Annotated in this window: 3 protein-coding genes and 1 pseudogene; all 4 read right to left on the bottom strand. The window is 69.2% G+C overall.

Going from position 1 to position 4,786, the window contains the following annotated elements; genetic code table 11:
* Positions 1 to 35 precede the first annotated feature (35 nt).
* Positions 36 to 617 carry a DUF742 domain-containing protein gene (locus IE267_RS39220; protein ID WP_161255627.1) on the bottom strand — a complete coding sequence of 194 codons (582 nt, stop codon included), beginning with the start codon at positions 615 to 617 and terminating at the stop codon, positions 36 to 38.
* A 111-nt stretch (positions 618 to 728) separates the two neighbouring features.
* Positions 729 to 1,142, bottom strand: a complete 414-nt coding sequence (locus IE267_RS39215; protein ID WP_053725133.1) for a roadblock/LC7 domain-containing protein — start codon at positions 1,140 to 1,142, stop codon at positions 729 to 731.
* Between the two features lie 10 nt (positions 1,143 to 1,152).
* Positions 1,153 to 4,359 (bottom strand): sensor histidine kinase, encoded by a 3,207-nt coding sequence (locus IE267_RS39210; RefSeq protein WP_189766565.1) that lies wholly within the window; start codon positions 4,357 to 4,359, stop codon positions 1,153 to 1,155.
* A 355-nt stretch (positions 4,360 to 4,714) separates the two neighbouring features.
* Positions 4,715 to 4,786: pseudogene (locus IE267_RS39205) on the bottom strand (ATP-binding protein); the annotation flags it as partial.

The raw sequence follows: 4,786 nt of genomic DNA, 5'->3' as shown, positions 1-4,786 counted from the left end.
TCTTCGCCGACGTGGTGGAACGGGCGGCACCGCCGCTAGAGCTTGCGAAGTCCACTGAGCACCCTTTCGAGCAGTGTCACGTCTGGCTGTCCGCCGGCGGACTCGTCGCCGCCGGGCTGATGGATGGCGACAAGTCCGGCCTCGGCCAGGTCGGCTACGAGGATTCGGGCGACGCCGAGGGGGATGGTGAGAAGTGCCGAGATCTCGGCGACCGACTTGATCTCGCGGCACAGGTGGCAGATCCGCTGGTGCTCGGGCAACTGCCCTTGCAGCCTTGCCGGTTCGGCCGTGGTGTGCACCAGTGCCTCGATGGCGAGCTGGTAGCGCGGCCGGGTGCGGCCGCCGGTCATGGCGTACGGACGGACGAGCGGATTGTGCGCGCCGCCCGCGGGTGATGGCTGGGGGGTCTGCCGCGGCTGCACCGGTTCGATCCGGGGCTGCGGCGGCTGGTCGTACGGGCTGGGCTGACGGTTCGGCTGCTGATAGGGCTGCTGGTACGGGCCCTGGCCCTGACCGTGTCTGCCGGCTGCGGAGGGGAAGGTGAAGCGGTTCTGGCCGTGCTCACCCGGAGACTGCTGTCCACCGCTGTACGGGTGCCCGCCTGGGGGTGTTGTCACGTTTCCTCCTCCGACTACCGGTGCCCGTCCCATTGGGGCCGCGCCACCGCACCTTATGGGGCGGTGGCGAGAAACGCACGGCCTGTCTGCTGATTGAGAACTGATCGGTAACTAGTTAAGAAGGCTTCCCTGAAGCTCCGCGCGGAGGTCGGGGGTCAGTACGCTTCCGGCCCGGTCCACGAGCAGCGCCATCTCGTAACCCACCAGGCCGATGTCGGCCTCGGGGTGGGCGAGAACGGCGAGCGAGGAACCGTCGGAGACCGACATGATGAAGAGGAAGCCGCGCTCCATCTCCACCACCGTCTGGTTGACGGCGCCGCCTTCGAAGATCCGGGAGGCTCCCGCGGTGAGGGACGTCAGACCGGAGGCCACGGCCGCCAGTTGATCGGCCCGGTCCCGGGGGAAGCCTTCGGACATCGCCAGCAGGAGTCCGTCGGCGGAGACCACCACCGTGTGGGACACCCCGGGGGTGTTGTCCACGAAGTTGGTGATCAACCAGTTCAGATTCTGCGCCGCCTGGCTCATCGGGCTCACACTAACGCTCCTGGTTGTAGGTGTTACTGGTGTCCGACCCCGCGTTACGGCCCTGCTGGACACCGCGGCGCAGGTTGCTCAACCTGCCCCGCACGTCCTCCGGAGCGCGGGAGACCTGGGGGCCGCCCTGCGGGGTCTGCTCGGCCGCGCCCTCGACCAGATTGGCCTTGGGCACCCGCCGGGGGAGACCGGAGGGAGTGACCCCGCCGGCCTTGGGCTCACGCAGCTTCTCGGCCCGCGTCCAGCGCTCGTCGTTGGTCGAACGCCAGTCGCCTGCCGGTCCGTCCGACGTCTCGGCCTGCTGCTCCTGCTCGGGCTCGGCCGGCCAGCTCTGCTGGCTGCCGCGCCTCGGCAGACCGGCGTCGGTCATCTCGTGGGCGGGGGCCGGGGTGGGGCCCGGACGGTCGAAGCCTACGCGGTCCGCGGCACTCGCGGGAACGCCCCGGGATTCCTCCGCGGATTCCGCTTCCGGCTGGAAGGGGGCCGCATAGGGCTCCTGGTAGGCGTTCGCCTGCGGCCAATCGCCTTGCGGCGCCTGGCCGGTGTAGGGCGCCTCATAGGGGCCCTGGTCGGCCGCGGGCTCCCGGTAGGAGCCTTCCGGATAGGCGGACTCACGGTAGCCGTCCTGGGGCGCGTAGGAGTCCTGCGCGTAGCTGCCGGTGTGCTCGGGGGCGTACCCCTGGTTCTGGTACGAGCCGTCGTAGCCGGCGCCCTGCCGGGGCTCGTAGGAGCCCTCGTAGGACGCGTCCTGGGCGGGGTACTGCTGCTGGTTCTGGTACGAGCCGTCGTACGCCGGGTTCTGCTGGGAATCGATCTCGTCCCGGAACAGCGGGCGTTCGCCGCCCTGAGCCTGGGCCTCCAGGGCCGCTCGGCGCTCCTCGCGCATCAACGACCGGTTCACCGGGTCGAGTTCGTGGGGGTCGGACTGGTCGGCGCTCTCGTACCGCGAGTCGTCGAAGCCGAGCTCGGCCGCCGTGCGCATCGGCGCGGGCACGGCCTCGTACGGCTGCTCCTTGTGCTGCTCGGGGATGATCGACGAGACCGTGAAGTCGTCGCCCATCGGCGTGCTCTCGCCGCCGCCACCGTGGGTGATCGGGTCCGGGAGCATGACCAGGGACGTGGTTCCGGCCTGCTCGCCCGAGGGGCGGAGCTGGACGCGGATGCCGTGCCGGTCGGAGAGCCGGCCGACCACGAACAGGCCCATGCGCTGCGAGACGGCGGCGTCCACGGTCGGCGGGTTGGCCAGGCGGTGGTTGATGTCCGCGAAGTCCTCGGCGGTCAGGCCGATGCCCTTGTCGTGGATCTCGACCATCACGCGGCCGTCGGGAAGACGGGTCGCGGTGACGCGGACCTTGGTCTGCGGCGAGGAGAACGTGGTCGCGTTCTCCAGGAGCTCGGCGAGCAGGTGCACGAGGTCGGTCACGGCCCGGCCGTGGATCTCGGCCTCCGGCACGCCCGAAAGCTCGATGCGCTCGTAGGACTCCACCTCGGAGGAGGCGGCGCGCAGCACGTCGACCAGCGGGACCGGCTGGTCCCAGCGGCGGCCCGGCTCCTCGCCCGCGAGGACCAGGAGGTTCTCGCCGTTGCGGCGCATACGGGTCGCCAGGTGGTCGAGCTTGAACAGGCTCTCCAGCTGGTCCGGGTCGGCCTCGTTGTTCTCCAGGTCGGTGATGAGGGTCAGCTGGCCCTCGATCAGGGACTGGTTGCGGCGCGAGAGGTTGGTGAAGATCGCGTTGACGTTGCCCCGGAGCAGGGCCTGCTCGGCGGCGAGCCGGACCGCCTCGCGGTGCACCTGGTCGAAGGCGCGGGCGACTTCGCCGATCTCGTCCGTGGAGTCGATCGGGATCGCCTCGACCCGGGTGTCGACCCGGCCCGGCTCGGTGCGCGAGAGCTGGTCGACGAGCATCGGCAGGCGCTGCTCGGCCACGTCGAAGGCGGCGTTGCGCAGCCGGCGCATCGAGCGGCTCATCTGGCGGGCCACCATGCCGGCCAGGATGAACGCGGCGAGCAGGGCGACCACGACGATCGCGCCGTTGATGTAGGCGGTGGTCTTGGCATCGTCGGCGATCTGCCCGGCCTCGGTCACGGCCCGGGTGACCAGGTCGTCCTCGATCTGGCTGTAGCCGTCGAACTTGGAGGTGGAGGCGGCCATCCAGGACTCGGGGGTGATGCCCGAGGCCTTGAGCTGCTTGGGGGTCTGGCCCTCGCCGAGAGCGGCGGCCATCCCGTTGTAGATCGAGCCGTCGGCCGCCGGGGCGGCGCCGATGTGCGGGCCGTTGTCGGCGCCCAGCTTGGTCCCGGGGAACTGCTTGGCGACGTCGTCGGCCTTCGCCTTCAGAACGTCCTTCAGCTTCTGGCTGTCGGCGTCCGTACCACCCGCGTCGAACTCGCCGAGGGCGATGAACTCCAGGTAGTTGTACGAGTTGAAGGCCTTGACCTGCATCTGGAAGGTCTTGGGGTCGTCGTTCGGCCGCAGCAGCAGATGCAGACCGATGGACCGCTGGAGCGATTCCGCCGACTTGGCGAGGTCGACCGCGTACACCATGCGGCCGTAGCTGGTGATGTTGCCGGTGCCCAGGCCGAGCTCGTTGGAGAACGTGCTCAGGTAGTGCGGGATCGCGGTGTAACCCTCTTCGGTCAGCACCGGGTTCTTGGCCTCGACGCCCTTGGCGTACGCGGTCTTGCGCAGGTCGTCGAGGGTCTTCTCGGCCTCGTGGACCTTGGCGAGACGGCGCTTGAGGCTGGGGGTGTCCGGCATGCCCTGGACGGCCTGGTCGAACTTGGCGCGGGCCGCGTCGGAGGTCGCGTACGCCTTGCTGACGACGTCGCTGTCGCGCTTGTTCTCCAGGAGCGGCTGAGCGGTGAGGTCACGCTCGTTGAGGAGGGCCTGGCCGTAGTCGGAGGCGGCGCGGACGATGTTCGCGACCTTCTCGGCGTTGCGGGCGTCGCGCCAGGTGGATATGGATCCGTTCACCTCGAAGCCGCCCATGACCAGGCCGACGAGCACGGGGATGAGGAGGATCGCGTTCAGCCTGGTGGCCACCCGCCAGTTGCGCGGCGAGAAGCGGCTCTTGCTGCCCGGGGCGGCCTTCTTGCCGTTGTCCGGGGCAGAGGTCTGGGGCGCGGGCTGTGACACCGCCGTGCGCTGCGGCGGGGTGAAGTTGCCCCGCGCCTGCTGCGTCGCGGAGCTCGTCCTGCTTCGCTTCACTCGACCAACAACCTCTCGGAGCCGGCACCCGTGGGGCGTGCCGCGTGTCTTTCAGAGCCGTACTTCTCGGGGCCGTACTACTCGGGAGTTCGTCGAATTCCAGCACGCGGGACGGCTGCCATCCAAACGTCTGGAATCTGAGGTTCCGAGTGGCCAAGACCTCAGATAAAACGGGCATAAAGAGCGAGCCCCGCCAAATGACGGGGCTGTTGTGAGCGCAGTGACACCGGATGAACGCGGCGGGTTGCGGTGACACGAGAATTCTCTGTCGAAACGTTATGAACACAGGGGCGGATCGTGTCAAAGGACACAGTCCGCCCCCGTTTCGCCTACGACAACTGCCGTAGGGCACCGCCTACTTGAGTCGTGCCATGAGGGCGTGTTCGACGAGGGTGATGAGGGCGCTTTTGGCGTCGGCGCGGTGGCG

The organism is Streptomyces xanthochromogenes, assembly GCF_014650455.1.
In the GTDB taxonomy this organism is placed as follows: Bacteria; Actinomycetota; Actinomycetes; order Streptomycetales; family Streptomycetaceae; genus Streptomyces; species Streptomyces xanthochromogenes.
This window is presented reverse-complemented; position numbering and strand designations above follow the sequence as displayed.